The organism is Acidisoma cellulosilyticum, assembly GCF_020621385.1.
In the GTDB taxonomy this organism is placed as follows: Bacteria; Pseudomonadota; Alphaproteobacteria; order Acetobacterales; family Acetobacteraceae; genus Acidisoma; species Acidisoma cellulosilyticum.
The window spans coordinates 378,032-392,543 of sequence record NZ_JAESVA010000001.1; the positions used below are offsets into that span (position 1 = coordinate 378,032).

General features: G+C 64.5%; 12 protein-coding genes. 8 read left to right on the forward strand and 4 right to left on the reverse strand.

Annotated elements, in window-relative coordinates; translation table 11 throughout:
- The first annotated feature begins 29 nt into the window (after positions 1–29).
- On the forward strand, positions 30–1,340 hold the full coding sequence (locus ACELLULO517_RS01740) for a peptidylprolyl isomerase (protein ID WP_227305284.1): 1,311 nt from the start codon (positions 30–32) through the stop codon (positions 1,338–1,340).
- Positions 1,337–2,200, forward strand: coding sequence for a 16S rRNA (adenine(1518)-N(6)/adenine(1519)-N(6))-dimethyltransferase RsmA (gene rsmA, locus ACELLULO517_RS01745; protein WP_227305287.1), 864 nt, complete (start codon positions 1,337–1,339; stop codon positions 2,198–2,200). Before ACELLULO517_RS01740 ends, rsmA begins: the two co-directional genes overlap by 4 nt.
- Here rsmA and ACELLULO517_RS01750 read toward each other — a convergent pair.
- Positions 2,197–3,000, reverse strand: coding sequence for a DUF4142 domain-containing protein (locus tag ACELLULO517_RS01750; protein ID WP_227305289.1), 804 nt, complete (start codon positions 2,998–3,000; stop codon positions 2,197–2,199). The genes rsmA and ACELLULO517_RS01750 overlap by 4 nt on opposite strands.
- Before the next feature lie 212 nt (positions 3,001–3,212).
- On the opposite strand from ACELLULO517_RS01750, the gene ACELLULO517_RS01755 reads away from it, so the two are divergent.
- From ACELLULO517_RS01755 to ACELLULO517_RS01780, 6 genes are all read left to right on the forward strand, one after another.
- Positions 3,213–5,105 (forward strand): transketolase-like TK C-terminal-containing protein, encoded by a 1,893-nt coding sequence (locus ACELLULO517_RS01755; RefSeq protein WP_227305291.1) that lies wholly within the window; start codon positions 3,213–3,215, stop codon positions 5,103–5,105.
- Between the two features lie 39 nt (positions 5,106–5,144).
- Positions 5,145–6,158 carry a type I glyceraldehyde-3-phosphate dehydrogenase gene (gene gap, locus ACELLULO517_RS01760; protein WP_227305293.1) on the forward strand — a complete coding sequence of 338 codons (1,014 nt, stop codon included), beginning with the start codon at positions 5,145–5,147 and terminating at the stop codon, positions 6,156–6,158.
- Positions 6,159–6,434: 276 nt separating this feature from the next.
- Complete coding sequence (locus tag ACELLULO517_RS01765; RefSeq protein WP_227305296.1) at positions 6,435–7,622, forward strand: phosphoglycerate kinase; 1,188 nt, start codon at positions 6,435–6,437, stop codon at positions 7,620–7,622.
- Positions 7,619–8,311 carry a fumarylacetoacetate hydrolase family protein gene (locus ACELLULO517_RS01770; RefSeq protein ID WP_227305299.1) on the forward strand — a complete coding sequence of 231 codons (693 nt, stop codon included), beginning with the start codon at positions 7,619–7,621 and terminating at the stop codon, positions 8,309–8,311. Before ACELLULO517_RS01765 ends, ACELLULO517_RS01770 begins: the two co-directional genes overlap by 4 nt.
- Before the next feature lie 133 nt (positions 8,312–8,444).
- Entirely contained in the window at positions 8,445–9,254 is an 810-nt protein-coding gene (locus ACELLULO517_RS01775; protein ID WP_227305301.1) for an exodeoxyribonuclease III, read from the forward strand.
- On the forward strand, positions 9,251–9,994 hold the full coding sequence (locus tag ACELLULO517_RS01780; RefSeq protein ID WP_227305304.1) for an SDR family oxidoreductase: 744 nt from the start codon (positions 9,251–9,253) through the stop codon (positions 9,992–9,994). Before ACELLULO517_RS01775 ends, ACELLULO517_RS01780 begins: the two co-directional genes overlap by 4 nt.
- Before the next feature lie 254 nt (positions 9,995–10,248).
- Here ACELLULO517_RS01780 and ACELLULO517_RS01785 read toward each other — a convergent pair whose 3' ends face one another.
- From ACELLULO517_RS01785 to secD, 3 genes are read right to left on the reverse strand one after another with little or no spacing between them, the layout of a single operon-like run.
- Positions 10,249–11,718 carry a tetratricopeptide repeat-containing glycosyltransferase family protein gene (locus ACELLULO517_RS01785; RefSeq protein WP_227305307.1) on the reverse strand — a complete coding sequence of 490 codons (1,470 nt, stop codon included), beginning with the start codon at positions 11,716–11,718 and terminating at the stop codon, positions 10,249–10,251.
- 42 nt (positions 11,719–11,760) lie between these two features.
- Positions 11,761–12,735, reverse strand: coding sequence for a protein translocase subunit SecF (secF, locus tag ACELLULO517_RS01790; protein ID WP_227305310.1), 975 nt, complete (start codon positions 12,733–12,735; stop codon positions 11,761–11,763).
- 11 nt (positions 12,736–12,746) lie between these two features.
- Entirely contained in the window at positions 12,747–14,324 is a 1,578-nt protein-coding gene (secD, locus tag ACELLULO517_RS01795; RefSeq protein ID WP_227305312.1) for a protein translocase subunit SecD, read from the reverse strand.
- Between the last annotated feature and the right edge of the window lie 188 nt (positions 14,325–14,512).

Consider the following 14,512-nt stretch of genomic DNA (forward strand, 5'->3'; position numbering starts at 1 on the left):
CTAGGTTTTCGGGAGCTTCGAACGCAGCCATGTCCTTCCGCCTGAAATTTCTTTGCCTGGCGGCGGTGCCGGCATGGCTCGCGCTGGCTGGCATGACCTTGCCCCGTGCCGAAGCGCAGACCGCCTCGATCGCTGCCGTGGTCAATGGCGACGTCATCACCAATGACGACGTCGATAACCGCGCCCGCTTCTTCGCACTGGCCACCGGCCAGCAGGGCGGCGCCGATGTCGTCCAGCGCCTAAAGCCGCAGATCCTGCAGCAGCTCATCAACGAACGGCTGGAACTGCAGGAGATTCTGCGACGCGGCATTGTCGTCAACGACAAGCAGGTCGCCTCGGCGCTCGGCGAGATCGAGAAGAACAACAATATGGGACCCGGCGTATTGCAGCAGAAACTGCGCGCAATCGGCGTCGACCCTGGCACGCTCATCGCCCAGATTCGCACGCAGATCGGCTGGAACCAGGTGCTGCGGCAGGTCGTGGGCGGTATGGGCCGTCCGACGGATGCCGATATCAACCGCCAACTCAAACTGATGACGGATAAGAAGGGCCAACCGCAATTTAACGTGGGTGAGATCTTCATCCCCATCAATAGCCCGGCGGCCGCACCGGGCGCCGATCGCTTCGCCCAGTCTGTGATCCAGCAGCTGCGCGCTGGCGCGCCCTTCACGATCATCGCCGCCCAGTTCAGCCAGGGCCAGACCGCTCTGCAAGGCGGCGCGCTCGGCTGGGTCGGCGCCGACCAGCTCGATCCGGCCGTCGCTCAGCTTGTCACGCAGATGCCGATCGGCGCCATCAGCAATCCCGTGCCGGTCGCGGGCGGCATTGTCATCGTGCAGATGCGCGGGCGCCAGCAGGCCGGCCAGACCGACAGTGGCGCCGGCACCAACATTGTCCTAAACGTCCGCCAGGTTTTCCTGCCCTTCTCCTCGCCCTTGAACGAGCAGAACCCGACACAGCAGCAGCGCGACACCATGGTGAAGCTGCATGCGATCGAGACCTCGGCCAAAAGCTGTGACGATATCGAGGCTGCCAACAAGGCGGCCGGCAATGTGAAGCCGGCCAATCCCGGCCCGGTCAATCTGGCCCAGGTGACGCCGGCAGCGTTCCAGACGCTGCTGTCCAATCTGCCCGTCGGCCGGGCGAGCCCGCCGTTGATCGCCGATAACGGCGTCTCCGTCGTCATGATCTGTTCGCGCGACACCCAGGCGGCCGCCGCGCCGACGCGGGATCAGATCTCCGACCAACTGTTCCAGAACCGCGTCGGTCTGGCCGCCCAGCAGACGCTGGACGACCTCCATCGCCAGGGTTCCATCCAGATCATGCAGAATCAGGGATGAGTGAAGCCAAACCTTCGGTGACTGGGGTGTCCCCGACCCTGCCGTCGCTGAAGGACGTCATCTCCCGGCATTCCTTCCGGGCGAAGCATGCTTTGGGTCAGCACTTCCTGCTTGACCTCAACCTGACCGCGAAGATCGCCAGCATTGCCGGCGATCTGACCGGGCGGCATGTGATTGAAGTAGGACCGGGCCCCGGCGGCCTGACGCGGGCCTTGCTGGACTCACCGGCCGAGACCGTCACCGTCATCGAAATCGATCAGCGCGGTGTGGCGGTCGCCGAGGAACTGGCGGAATTTTACCCTGGTCGGTTGAAGGTCGTGAGCGGGGACGCGCTGAAGATGCGCGCCGCCGATCTGACGCCTGCGCCCCGGCAGGTCATCGCCAACCTGCCGTACAATGTCGGCACACCGCTTCTGATCGGCTGGCTGCGCGATATCCGCGCCTACGAGCAACTGACCCTGATGTTCCAGGAGGAAGTTGCCCAAAGGATCGCGGCCGCCCCCGATACGGATGCCTACGGACGGCTGTCCGTGCTCGCGCAATGGACCTGCCGCACGGTCCTGGCCATGAGCTTGCCGCCCGAGGCTTTCACCCCGCCGCCCAAGGTCAATTCGGCCGTCGTGCGGATGATACCCAATCCTGTCCAGCCTGAGCCGACGCTGTTCGCCGCCATGGAGAAGGTGACGCAGCACGCCTTCGGCCAGCGCCGAAAGATGCTGCGCGCCTCGCTTAAGCCGTTGGGCGGCGAAGCGCTGCTGCGCCGTGCGGAGATCGAACCGACCAGACGGGCCGAAACCCTATCGGTCGCGGAATTCGACACGCTGGCCCGGCTGGTCGCCGAGCCAGCGCGAGAAGCTTAGGACTGGCTATTGAACTGCAGCACCCGGCCATTCAGCTGATCGGCCGAGGTGTCAGGATTGCCTGAGACCTGCGGGTCGACGACCGAGGACGGCGGCGGCACCTGAACCGGAGCCGGCGTCATGGATGCCATGGCCGGCCCCTGCATGGGCATCGGGCTCATGCTCTCAGCAAGCTGGAGATGGTTTTCCAGCGCCGGCAGGGTCTGATGCGCATAGGCGCGGAGCTGCTGGCTCTGGCCTGTCATCGCCTCCTTACGGAATACGGCTATGGCATGCTGATGAGCACGGACCATGGCGTGATTGAATTCCATATCGAACTGATCGGCTGGTACCGCCTGTAGATGCTGCAAAAGCGCGGTCTGCATGGGGCTGAGACCCGGAGAGGTCTTCAGCATCAGCGTATCCGCGATGGGGGTCAGCGCCTGCTCGGAATTCATGTGATCAGCTTCGAGCATTTTACCGAAATTCTGCTCGTTCGGAGACTGTCCACGCGCCTGCGCCAGTTTGCCGAATTCGACCTCAGCCTGATTGGTGGCGGATGCCGCCCAGACGAAATGCGCATCCTGCGTGGACGCACCAGGATTGCCGGCAGTATCGGCGGGCATCACGGTCGGCGTTCCCGCTTCCTGACCCGGCTTGAGCTGGATCACCTGTGTCGCGGCACCGGAACCCTGCGGCGCCGTCGCATCACTTGTCGGCACATTCTGCGCCAGGGCAGCCGAGCCGGACGCCGTCAGCAAAGCGAGGCCGCAGGCGGTGGAGAGAAGCCAACGATTGGGGTTAGACTTGCCATTCCTCATGGAATTACTCCTTTTTAATTTTGGTCGCGTCGTCTTGCGAAAGACGGTGCGGTGTCCTGCATTTTGGCGGCGTGCTTTGGCTTCAAAGTCCGGGTCGCGCGAAGGTGAGGCCGCTCGCGAAGCCGTGCGATCGGCCGGCGGGACTTGCTCATCGGTTGCACACGGCTAAAAACCCTCATGCGACGCGCCCAAAAGACCGGTGAGGAGGCTTGGTGACCCGTCTGGCGGATATTTTCGCCCGGAAGGTCCCGCAGGGGGCGGAGCCGACTCCGCTCGCCCAACTCCGTCAGCCTGAACGCCAGCTTCGCATGGCGGAAACAGTGCGCACGGTTCTGATTGCGCGGGCTGCCATGCCGGTGAGCGAGGCCGGCAGCCAACCGATACCCCCCGAACTCATCGTCGCTGCCGAAACGGGGCAAAGCCCTGTGGTCGATGTCGCTACGACGCTCTGGACCCGCGTGCTGCGCTTCGACGCTGCCGCGACCGCCTGGGCGGATCGCGACCGCGTTGTCGTCTCCTGCCGGCAGCAGGCGCAGATCCTGCGTGTCATTCTTGAACTTTGCGGTATCGAACCAGCCGAACTGGCCCACGGCATGCCGGGCGTCGATCAGGTCCTCGGCATCCCCGGCCAGGCTTTGGCCTTCGCGGTCGGCGAAGCCCTGGCGGAACGCATGATGGCGGCCCGCTTCGGCAAAAGCCTGGTCGATCATCGCGTCTGGCTATGGTCCTCCCTCGCCGACCTTGGCGGCGGGCTGAGTTACGAAGCCGCTTCCCTCGCGGGCGACCTGAAGCTCGCCAAGCTTGCCGTGATGGTGGAGGAACCGCCGGCGGCCGAGGCCGAGGCTGTCAACGCTATGCTGGAGCGGTTCGCGGGCTGGGGCTGGGCGACCAAACGCATCGCGGCTCACGACCCTGTCGCCGTCGCGTCTGCGCTGACCATCGCGCTGCGCGCACGCAAACCTTTGCTGATTTCCTGCCGCCGGCCGACGGTGCCGCCGAAATTACAGGAGCGCGCCATTGCCGAGGACGTGCGCGAAGCCTGGCGGGCCGCTGGATCGCACAGCACGACAGCACGGCGCGGCTGGCTGAAACGCCTGGCCCGTCATGCGCAAGCCTCGGAATTCGAGCGCGTGCTCGCGGGCCGGCTGCCGGACGGCTGGCGCGACGAGGTTCGGGCCGAGCGCGTGCGCATGGCCGAGATTACACAGCCGCTGTCGCCGCTTGCCGCCGGCCGGCTTTGCGCGACCGCGATGGCCAGCGCGATCCCCGATCTGACCGGGGCTGCCCCCGGCAAATCGGCCGAGCCGATCGAGGGGATGACGGCCGTCGATGCCGCGGATTTCTCCGGCCGCCATATCGCGCTGGGTACCGCCACCACTGCCCTGCCTGGCGTGCTGGCGGGGGCGGCGACCCATGGCGGACTGACGCTGGTCGGGGAAACCAAATCGACGGGCGCCGACAGCCTGCCGCAAACGCTGCGGTCGCTCGCCCGCGACGGCAGGCGTGTCATCCACATCCTGTCCGAGGATCATAATGACCCCGCAGCGACGGCGGCCCTGCCCCTCGCCTCGCTTCGCGCGATTCCCAACCTTCTCGTTTTCCGCCCGGCCTGTGCGATCGAAACCGCTGAGTGCTGGGAACTCGCCCTGCAGCGGGACGACGGGCCCAGCGTGCTGCTGCACACCGCCAAGCCGGTGGAGCGCTGGCGTCAGGACACGACAGAAAACGCATGCGCGCGGGGCGGCTATGTCGCGGCGGGCTTGTATGATGCGCGCGCTGCGACTTTGATCGCGAGTGGCGCGGAACTGGCGGTTGCTATGGAGGCCCGGCGTCTTCTCGCTGACGCGGGAATTTCGGTTGCAGTCGTCTCCTTGCCGTGCTGGTCCCTATTTGCCAACCAGAACGACGCTTACCGGGCCGATATATTGGGCGATGCCCCACGTCTGGCGGTGGAGGCCGGTTCAGATTTCGGCTGGGGCCGCTGGCTTGGCGAGCGCGGACAGTTTATCGGAGCGGCAAGCCTGGGGCTATCGGCCGCCCGGCCCGGTGAATATTTCGAGGTCACGGCGGAAGCGCTGGTGATCGCGGTAAAAAAGAAGCTTTGATGCCCCCGAACGGGCAAGCAACATGAGGAGAAGCAGACTATGGCAGTGACGGTAGCGATCAATGGTTTCGGCCGTATCGGGCGACTGGTTCTACGCGCGCTGATCGAAAGCGGCCGCACCGATGTCACCCCGGTGCTGATCAACGACCTCGGCTCCGTCGAGGCGAATGCCCATATGTTCCGCTACGACAGCGTCCATGGCCGCTTCCCCGGCGAAGTGAAGGTCGAAGGCGACAGCCTCGTCATCACCCATAACGGCCGTACCTATGCGCCCATCAAGGTCTCCGCCGAGCGCGATCCGTCCAAGGTGCCGCTGCAGGGCGTCGATGTTGCGATGGAATGCACGGGCATCTTCACCAGCAAGGAAAAGGCGCTGCCGCTTCTTGAAGCCGGCGCGCGCAAGGTGATCATCTCGGCCCCGGCCGATAACGTCGACGCAACGATCGTCTATGGCGTCAATGACAAGACGCTGACCGCCGACATGACCGTCATCTCCAACGCCTCCTGCACCACCAACTGCCTGGCGCCGGTGGCCAAGGTCCTGAACGATAATTTCGGTATCCTGCGCGGCTATATGGTCACGATCCACAGCTACACGGGCGATCAGAAGACGGTCGACACGCTGCATAAGGATCTGCACCGCGCCCGCGCCGCTGCTCTCTCCCTGATCCCGACCTCGACCGGTGCGGCCCGCGCCGTCGGCCTCGTGCTGCCGGAACTGAAGGGCAAGCTGGACGGCACCGCCATTCGCGTGCCGACGCCGAACGTGTCGCTGGTCTCCCTCGACGTGAACCTCGCCAAGAAGGCCACGAAGGAAGAGATCAACGCGGTGATGAAGGAAGCCTCGGAAGGCTATCTGAAGGGCATCCTCGGCTATAACACCGAGCCCCTGGTCAGCTCCGACTTCAACCACAACCCGGCGTCCAGCACCTTCGACGCGCCGCAGACCGCGGTCGTGGACGGCGAAATGGCCCGCGTTCTGGCTTGGTACGATAACGAGTGGGGCTTCTCCAACCGCATGTCGGACACGGCCGCCGCCTTCGGCGCCCTCTAGAGCAGATCCCGGTCAGATGGAATCATCTGGCCGGGTGAAGATGCTCGCAAAAACGATAATCTAGAGCGGCGCCTGTGAGCGTAAGCGAACAGGAAACGCTCTAGAGTGTGATCATGTCGGATAGAGCAGCACCGCTTCTATCCGACACCTGCAACACACTCTGGATTGTTGATGTTGGGCCTGATTCACGGTGTGGATTGGGTCGTTTTCAGCGATGCAAGCCACACCGACCAGGCCCTAATCGACACTGCTCAACTGAGGCTCAAGGGACGCGCCATGACTTTCAAGACGCTCGATCAGGCTGATGTTGCGGGGAAGCGCGTGCTTGTGCGCGCCGACCTCAACGTGCCTATGCGGGACGGCCATATCAGCGACATGACCCGTGTGGAGCGTGTCGCGCCGACGATCCTGGACATCGCCGACAAGGGCGGCCGGGTCATCGTCCTCTCGCATTTCGAGCGGCCGAAGGGCAAGCGCGTCCCTGAAATGTCCCTCGCCCCGCTGGCCGAAGCGCTGGCGGAAGTGCTGCGCAAGCCGGTGGCTTTCGCGGATGACTGCATCGGCCCGGAGGCCGAGGCCGCCGTGGCGAAGATGCAGGACGGCGACGTGCTGCTGCTGGAGAACACCCGCTTCCACAAGGGCGAGGAAGAGAACGATCCCGCTTTCGCGGCTGCTCTTGGCAAGCTCGGCGACGTTTACGTCAATGACGCTTTCTCCGCCGCCCACCGCGCCCATGGCAGCACCGAAGGCGTTGCCCAGCATCTGCCGAGCTATGCCGGCCGGTTGATGCAGGCGGAGTTGGATGCGCTGGGAGCGGCCCTCGCCAACCCCGAGCGGCCGGTGATGGCGATCGTCGGCGGGTCCAAGGTTTCGACCAAACTCGACCTGCTCGGCAATCTGCTGGACAAGGTCGACGTGCTCGTCATCGTCGGCGCCATGGCCAATACCTTCCTGGCCGCCAAGGGCATGCCGGTCGGTCGGTCGCTGCAGGAGAAAGACCTGCACGAAACCGCCCGCACGATTATGGCGCAAGCGGCAAAAGGCTCCTGCGAGATCCTGCTGCCGGTGGATGGCACGGTCGCCCAGGAATTCAAGGCGCATGCGCCGACCGAGGTTTTGGCGGTCGACGTCGCGCATGACGGCATGGCGCTCGACGTCGGGCCGGCCTCCGCCGACCTCATCATCGCGCGGCTGCAGGAGATGAAGACGCTGGTCTGGAACGGCCCGCTGGGCGCGTTCGAGATCCAGCCCTTCGATGCCTCGACCATGAAGGTCGCCAAGGCCGTGGCGGACCTGACGCAGGAAGGCAAATTGCGCAGCGTGGCGGGTGGCGGCGATACCGTCTCCGCGCTGCGCCAGGCGGGCGTGATCGACGAGCTGAGCTATGTTTCCTCGGCCGGCGGCGCGTTCCTGGAATGGCTTGAAGGCAAGACACTTCCTGGCGTGAAGGCGCTGAGCCGATGACCGATTATGTGATCCCGGCGCCCGCCATTCCGGCGGTGCCCGTGCGTGGCGGCGGGGCCTTCCCCGTCCGCCGCATTTTCTGCGTTGGCCGCAACTACGCGGCCCATGCGCGCGAGATGGGCGCGGACCCGGACCGCGAGCCGCCCTTCTTCTTTACAAAACCGGCGGACGCCATCCTGACGGGCGGCGCCGACATGCCTTATCCGCCGCAGACGTCCGATCTTCATCATGAGGTCGAGCTGGTGGTCGCCATCGGCACCGGCGGCGCGAATATCCCTGTCGAGACTGCCAAGTCCCATATCTGGGGCTATGCCGCCGGGATCGACATGACCCGCCGGGATCTTCAAGGAGCCGCTAAAAAAGCCGGCAAGCCTTGGGACATGGGCAAGGGTTTCGATCATTCCGCGCCGATCGGGGACCTTGTCCCGGCCAAGGAGTTGGGCCCCAAATATGGTGAGGACGGCCATGTGCTGCTCCACGTCAATGGCGCTGAGCGGCAGTCCGGCGACTTGGCCGATATGATCTGGAGCATCCCGGAGATTGTCGCGACCCTCTCGACCTTCGTGACGCTCGCGCCGGGCGACCTGATCATGACCGGCACGCCGGAAGGGGTTGCGGCCGTCAGCCGCGGCGACAAGCTGGAAGGCATCATTTCCGGCCTGCCACCGGTGAGCGTGACGATCGCCTAATTACGACCGTCGCCCGGGCTACTAAACACGGGTCATCCGCGCACTCGTTGCGCGGACCTACCCGGCATAAAGCCGGGCAAGACTGGTTATCCAGGGATTTCCCTCTGCCGTCGGCCGGGCTATCCCTTTGATCATGCCCAAAAGCTTGCGAATCCTCACCTGGAACATCAACTCGGTCCGGCTTCGGCAGGGCTTGCTGAAGGACGTGGTCGACAAGCTGTCGCCGGACGTCGTCTGCCTGCAGGAAACCAAATGCCCGGATGAGCTGTTTCCCCAGGACCTGTCCCAGGTGCTGGGTTTCAAACATGTCCTGTTCCGCGGCATGAAGGGCTATAACGGCGTCGCCGTATTCTCCAAGCTGCCGATGCGCCAGCATGTGGACACGCAGGATTGGGTGGGCAAACAGGATTGCCGCCATCTGGCGGTGGAGATCGACGCGCCCGGCGGACCGATCATCGTCCATAATTTCTACGTTCCGGCCGGCGGCGATATCCCCGATACCGAGGTCAATCCGAAATTCGCGCATAAGCTCGACTTCGTCGCGGCCGCGCGAGACCATTTCGCCAAGACGCCCAAGCTGACGCGGTCTGTGCTGGTCGGCGACCTCAATATCGCGCCGCTGGAACATGACGTCTGGAGCCATAAGCAGCTTCTGAAAATCGTCTCCCACACGCCGGTCGAAACGGCGCTGCTGACGGAATGGCAGGAGACCTGCTGGCATGACGGGTTGCGGCATTTCGTGCCCGCCGATCAGAAGCTCTATACGTGGTGGTCGTATCGCGCCAAGGATTGGGAAGCGGCCAATAAAGGCCGCAGGCTGGATCACGTCTGGGTCACGCATGATCTGAAAGGCGCCCTCAAGCGTCACGAAATTTTAAAAGAGGCACGAGGCTGGACCCAGGCCTCAGATCACGTGCCCGTTCTGGTGGAGCTCGCCCTATGAACCGTATTTGTCTCGTCACCGGTGCCGGCAGCGGTGTCGGCCGTGCCGCCGCCCTCGCTTTGCTTGGTGACGGGGACACCGTTTATCTCGCCGGGCGGCGGATGGAGCCGCTGCAGGAGACGGCGGCGATGGCGACAGGCGGCACAGCCATTCCGGTGACGGCGGATGTCACCGACCCAGCGAGTGTGGGTGCCATGTTCGACCGCATCCGCTCGGAAAAGGGCCGTTTGGACGTGCTGTTCAACAATGCCGGCATCTCCACCCGTTCGATCAATTTCGGCGACCTGACCTGGGAGCAGTGGCGGGACACGCTGTCCGTCAATCTTGACGGCATGTTCCTATGCGCCAGTGCGGCCTTCCGCATGATGCGCGATCAAGCCCCACAGGGTGGTCGTATCATCAATAACGGCTCCATCTCCGCCCATGCGCCGCGTCCGGGTTCGGCGCCTTATACTGCCAGCAAACATGCCGTGACGGGCCTGACCAGGTCGATCTCGCTCGACGGCCGCGCGTTCGGCGTCGCCTGCGGGCAGGTCGATATCGGCAATGCCGCGACGGCCATGACGAAGGTGATGACCGCCGGCGTGCCGCAGGCTGACGGCCGCATGGCCGTGGAGCCGCGCATGGATGTGGACGATGTCGGCCGCACGATCCTGTTCATGGCGAGCATGCCGGCGGACGCCAACGTGCAGTTCGTGACGGTGATGGCGACGAACATGCCCTTCATCGGCCGCGGCTGAATCGCGTTTTCATGCGAACCGGCTGAGCCTCGTCATCCGCGCACTTGTTGCGCGGACGACAGACTTGGGGCGCTTTCGTTCGAATGTGATAGCCTTTAGAGTTTGTCTGATTTTAACTGAAGCTTGTCCCTAAAATCGTCATGCCCGGCCCCAGAGCCGGGCATCCATTCGTTGGGGCGCCCAAGGACTGGATGACCGGGTCAAGCCCGGCCATGACGGGGTAAGGGGTCGTTTCCACCTAAACCTGACGGACTCTAACCAGCCATCAGTTCCGCCGCGACGGCCGCCAGCGGCTCGTCCCAGCGCGCCGGGGCTTGTTGGCGGAACAGACGCAGGGACGGGTACCAGGGGCTGTCCGTCCGCCCCATCAGCCAGCGCCAATCGGGCGTGAAGGGCAGCAGCACCCAGCCGGTCTTGCCGACAATGCCGGTGAGATGGGCGACCGAGGTATCGACCGTCACGACCAGATCCAGCGCTGCGATCGCAGCCGCCGTATCCTCATAGGTTTCGAGATAAGGGGCCGCGTCAAACAGTGGCGCGGTCCCCTGATACCCGGCCAGATCGGCCGCGCGGTCTCCCTTCTGCAGGCTGACCAGGGCGATGCCGGGCAGATTGCCGAGCGCTTGCGCGATCGTCGCGAAGGCGATCGAGCGGTTGCGGTCATTCTTATGGGTCGGCCGGCCAGCCCAGACGATACCGACGCGTTTCAGACCTGCGGGCAGGCTGTCATTCAGACGCCCGGCCCAAGCCTCGGCCCGGCCCTGGTCCAGCGGCAGGGGCACGATGGCGGGAATGGTATCGAGACGCGTGCCACGCAGGCGCGGCAGGCCGGAAAGCGGGGCATAGGCCGCGAAATCCGCGCAATCGGCCCAGCGCGTCCGGATATCCAGATCCGGAAACATGCAGCGGATCGCCGGCGCCATTTCCTTGCTGGTCGCGAGGAAGGTCGGCTGTCCGCGGCCGACGGCCCAGGGAATATAGCGGCTGAATTGCAGAACATCGCCGAATCCCTGATCGCCAATCAGCATCAGCGACCCGGACGGGAGATCGCCGCCGCCCCATTGCGGTCGCTCCCGCCGGATTGCCGGCGGCATCAGCGGGGGCACCCCCGCCATGCGGAAGCGCCACTCGTATTCCTCCCAACCCTCGGCGAATTCGCCGAGCAACAGCTGCGCCTCCGCAATCGCGAAATGGGCGCCGGGCATATCATGCTTCAGCGCGGATGCCCGGCGGGAACTGGCGAGCCCTTCGGTGATCTGCCCGCTTTCATGCAGGATGACCGCCTGGTTGTGATAGCTCACCGCATCGTCAGGCTTCAGCACGATGGCACGGCGCGCAGCGCCGAGCGCATCCTCAAGCCGCCCGGTGACGCGGTACATTTCGGCGATATTGCGGTAGTAGAGCTGGTTGTTCGGCTCCCGCTTGATGGCTTGTTCCAACAGCTGGATGCCGAAAGCCTGGCGGTTGCCCCGGAAAGCGATGATCGCCGTCAGATGCAGCACACGACCGTCCTGCGGCACCGCGCGCAGCAGGTGGGAGGCGATCGCCTCGGCTTCCTGGGCACGCCCCGCCTCATGCGCACGCATGCCAACCTGAAGCATGAGGCCGAGCGGCATGGGGACCATGATATCGGGCGGGCGCGCAGCCTGTGCGGGCGCGGCCGGCTGGGGCGCCGCCGCCAGGTCAGGATCGCTATCGGAATGCGTAATCGGTTCTGCGCTCATGGGCACCAGCTTAGCGCCGGAGCATGATTGCAGATAATAGGCTCAGCGGGCCCGCGCCTGAACTTTCTTCGGATCTTCCGATTTCGCCGGACGCGTATCGCGCCGCAGCCGCTTCTCGCCCAGGAACAGCAGAATGGGGGCCGCGATGAAGATGGAGGAGGAGGTCCCGACGACGATGCCGAACAGCATGACGATAGCGAAGTCCTCGATCGACGACCCGCCGAAAATCGCCAGCGGCAGGGCGGCCAGGAAGACCGTCATGGAGGTCCCGAGCGTTCGGTTCAGCGTCTCGTTGATCGACATATCGATCAGCTCGCGGAGAGGCATCGATTTGTATTTGCGCAGATTTTCGCGCATCCGGTCATAGACCACCACCTTGTCGTTGGTGGAATAGCCGAGCACCGTCAGGATCGCCGCGACCATGACGAGATCGAATTGCAACCGGGTGATGACCAGGAAGCCGATGGTCTTGGTGATGTCGAGCAGCAGCGTCACCACAGCACCCACGGCGAACTGCCATTCGAAGCGGAACCAGATATAGATCAGGATCATGAGCAGCGAGAGGCCAAGCGCCATCAGGCCCTGGCGGAACAGCTGGGCCGAGACCGAGGCACCGACGGCGCTGGTGCTCAGCACCTGATTGCCGGGCGAGACCTGATCGAGCGCCGCATGAACACGGGCGACCGCTGCATCCGTCGCCTGTGCGTTGGCGCGGCTTTCCAGCCGGATCATGACCTCGTTCTTGCCGCCGAGCGCCTGCAACCCGGCATCCGGCAGATCATGGCCCGCGAGCGCCGCGCGCAATGCCGGAAAGCTGGCCGGCTGCGCGGTGCGAACTTCCATGACGACGCCGCCCTTGAAGTCGATGCCGAGGCGCAGGCCCGGATAGAAAAACAGCCCGATCGAGGCAAGGGACAGCACGGCTGAGACCATGAGCCCCGCGAAGCGGCCCCGCATGAACTTGATACGGGTGCCATCCGGCACCAGGCGGAACAGCGGCCTGTAGAAGAAGCGCATCGGGGTCGTCCTTAAACCGGCAGCGCGGTGGGGCGCCGGCTTACATACCAGCGCGAGGTGAGAAGCCGCGCGAAGACCGTCGCCGTGAACAGCGTCGTCACGATGCCGACCGTGATGGTGACGGCGAAGCCGCGCACCGGGCCGGAACCGAAGATGAACAGCATGACGTGGGCCAGCAGCGCCGTCACGTTACTGTCGATGATGGTGCCGTAAGCACGCTTATAGCCCGCTTCCAGCGCCTGCAGCGGCGAACGGCCGTTCTTCACCTCTTCGCGGACACGCTCGTTGATCAGGATATTCGCATCCACCGCCATACCGAGGGTGAGCAGGATGCCCGCCATGCCGGGCAGCGTCAGCGTGGCGCCGATCAGCGACAGAATGCCCATCATCATGATCAGGTTGGCGACGAGCGAGATATTGGCGAACCAGCCGAACAGGCCGTAAGCGCCGGCCATGAAGAAGATGACCAGCAGAAAGCCGACGATCAGCGAGATGGCGCCCGCGCGGATGGAATCGGCCCCCAGTTCCGGCCCGACGCTCTGCTCCTCGATCACCGTCAGCGGCGCCGGCAGCGCGCCGGCGCGCAGCAGCAAAGCCAGATCGGTCGCGGCCTGCGCATTGGCACTGCCGCTGATCTGGGCGCTGCCGCCGGTAATGGCCTCGCGGATCACGGGGGCGCTGATGACCTCGTTATCCAGCACGATCGCGAAGGGATGGCCGACATTGGCGCTGGTGACATCGGCGAACTGGCGGGAGCCGAGACTGTCGAAGGTGATGTTCACCACCCAGCCGCCCGTCTGCGGGTCTTGCCCGGCCTGGGCATTGGTCAGATCCGCGCCGTCCACCATGACCGCCTGCTGAATGGCGATCTTGTTATTGGGGTCGCCCTGCATGGGCAGGAAAGCATCGCCGATCGGCGCCGGGCCGCCGCCATTGGCGTTGGCACTTTCATCGACGAGATGAAAGGTCATATGCGCCGTCTCGCCCAGCAGCTTCTTGATATGCTGCGGGTCGGTAATGCCGGGCAGCTGTACCATGATGCGGTTGTCGCCCTGCTGGGCGATCTGCGGATCGACGATGCCGGTGCTGTCGATGCGACGGCGGACGATTTCGATCGACTGCGTCACCGCCGCCGTGGCGCGCGCCTGCATGGCGGGCTTCGACAGCGTGAGGATGAGATTGGTGCCGTCCCCGCTGACATCGAAATCAGCCAGGCTGCCGGGGCCGTTGGGCGGGACCAGCAAATCGTTCAATGCCGTGATGGCGGCCTGACGCTGGGTCGGGTCAAGCAGCCCTATCTGCACCTGATTGGCCGCGACATCGGCGGCCAGACGCGTGTAGCCGATATTGGACTTACGGAAATCCTGGCGCACCTGATCGACCGTGCTGCCGAGCTTTTCCTTCGCAACCGCATCCATATCGACCTGCATGAGCAGGAAGCTGCCACCGCGCAGATCGAGACCCAGATGGATCTGTGGCCAAGGCATCCCGTTCTTCGGCGCAGGCCAGAAATTGGGCAGGCACAGCAGGATGCCGATCAGGCAGGCCCCGAACACGGCGGCGGCCTTGAGCCGGCTGAAATAAAGCATAGCGGCGGAAGGCCCCCGGTTATCAGACTCTTGCTAGACTATATTTGGCGCGGAGGTATGGCGGCCTGATGACAGCATGGCAAGTGCCGGCGATGTGCGGGCTGATTTCTGCTAGGATGCTCCGTTTGGCTAGCGGCACGATTGGTTGACGGATAGCTGTCAGGTGCTAGTCCTGCGGCCCGACGTCA